This is a genomic window from Marinobacter sp. UBA5687, assembly GCF_002420325.1.
GTDB classification, from domain to species: Bacteria; Pseudomonadota; Gammaproteobacteria; order Pseudomonadales; family Oleiphilaceae; genus Marinobacter; species Marinobacter nauticus.
On the sequence record NZ_DIHV01000053.1, the window covers coordinates 2,265 to 4,182 of the forward strand.

Below are 1,918 nucleotides of genomic sequence, written 5' to 3' on the forward strand. Positions count from 1 at the left end.
CCACCCTTGGCTTTGTCGATGGCTTTCTCAATAACGTGGGTGGGCACCTGGTCTTTTTTGGCCCGCTCGATCAGCCCGCGCAGGGAAAGGTTGGCTTGCGGGTCGATGCCACCAGCCTTGGCGGCCATGTAGATCTCGCGGCCGTACTTGCTGTAAACCTTGGTTTTCGCGGCGGCCGTTTTGGCCATGGATTCTTTGCGGTTTTGGTAGGCTCTGCCCATATTCGCTGCCTCTAGGGTTCAGTGAAAAGGCGGATTTTACTGAACCTGAGCGGATTGCAACAGGCCTGATTTCGCAGCTTTTGCCAGGAGGTGGTTCCGCGTCCCTGCGGAACCGGGTTGTTACACGTATTCCACCGGCTGGCGGTAGTTGTCCTGGGATACCAGATCAATGCCACAATCCATATCGCTGACCCAGTTAAGGAAGCGATCAATCATCACCGGGCCTTCAAAGCGCTTGCCATGCTGGGGCACGATCATCGACACGTCCATGTCTCGAACCATGTTGGCCCAAAGACGACAGACTTTCTTGGAAGCAATGTAACGGCGGTGGAAGCCGATCATGTTCGGGATGTGTTTGTCGAAATCTTTCACCGGCTCGTGGTCGTCTTCGCCGCCCATGGAAGCGCCGAGATCACCGGAGAACAGGATTTTTGACACCGGATCGTAGAACTGCAGATTGCCGACCGAGTGCATGAAATGCGCCGGCAGGCACTGCAGATAAGTCTCCCCGAACCTCACATTGGCGCCGCCGTCAGGAATACTGACGATGCGGTCGTAGACGCTGCCACTGAGCTGGTTGGTGACGTAGCTGGACACCAGGTGCGGCAAGAAGCGCGCCCACAGCTTTGAGGTAACGATTTTTGCCCGGGTGTGAACAATCCAGCGGTCGATGGCGCCGATGATGTCCGGGTCCTGGTGGGACGCGAAGACATAGTCCATATCACGGATGTTCATGTACTTGGACGCGGCGACGGAGAGTGGGGTGTAGGTCAGATCTCCGCCGGGGTCGATCAGGGCTTCGTGTTTGCCATCAACAATCAGGAACTGGTTGGACTGAACGCCTTCGCCAGTGACCAGGGAATCGAACATCAGGCACTTGTGGTGTCCGTTGTCGAAGAGAACAATCGGTGCTGCCGCCATTTCTGTCTCCCGCAAAGCAGTAGGGTCTTCGGCTTCAGGCACACTTATAGCCCGATGGCCGGATATTGCAAACTGCGCGGGAGAGTACAGAATTGACAAATATAAATTGTTGCCTCAGGTCAATTATCTGATATTCATCAAGTTACCGATTGTTGCCTGCGCTTCCACAGGCTTACGCCATCGATGGCAGGCGTTTGATACCACGGCGTAATCCCTTTTCCAGCGCGACCTGAACCGCTTTGCCGGTAAACGGCACAATATCCTCAAAACGGATGGTGTACTGAATACGCGTTTTTCCTTCGCCTGCATCGGAGAACAGAATACGCCCCAGGTGATTACGCAAAGGGCTGATGCTGCTGATGGTGTACTCAATCAGGGAGTCGGGCTCAAAACCGAGTACGGTTTCCTCAAGAGACAGCGGCCCAATGCCGATCTTGCGAACCGAGCCAATGCCGTTGGGGTCTGCCTGGTCGCTGTCCTTGATGCGCTTGACCGGTGCGCCGACCAGTTTGCCGAAGCGGTGGTGGTCGGCAATAACGGCAAAAGCCTTGCGCCTGGGAACATCGAAAGTTTCATCAATTTCAATGGTGTACTGTGCCATGGTGCTGCTCTTGTTGTTAGACGGTGTTCAAGGTTAACCGTTCACCGGGTTCAACAAAAGTCGCAGGCGCGGGTTTTCATCACTGAGAACTGGTTAAAACAGGCCATCGGTTTGTTGGTTGGTATTCCGGAGGCTGGTGGTTATAATCGGAGCTGCTCAGGATGAGTCAGTTCAA

At 54.7% G+C, this 1,918-nt stretch carries 2 protein-coding genes and 1 pseudogene; all 3 read right to left on the reverse strand.

The annotated features are described in order from the left end of the window. A pseudogene (locus tag B3Y70_RS05690) lies at positions 1–221 on the reverse strand (YebC/PmpR family DNA-binding transcriptional regulator); the annotation flags it as partial. A gap of 120 nt (positions 222–341) precedes the next feature. Next, positions 342–1,142, reverse strand: a complete 801-nt coding sequence (locus tag B3Y70_RS05695; RefSeq protein WP_023007984.1) for an MBL fold metallo-hydrolase — start codon at positions 1,140–1,142, stop codon at positions 342–344. A gap of 172 nt (positions 1,143–1,314) precedes the next feature. Beyond that, complete coding sequence (locus B3Y70_RS05700; protein WP_286894224.1) at positions 1,315–1,743, reverse strand: SRPBCC family protein; 429 nt, start codon at positions 1,741–1,743, stop codon at positions 1,315–1,317. Positions 1,744–1,918: the final 175 nt, after the last annotated feature.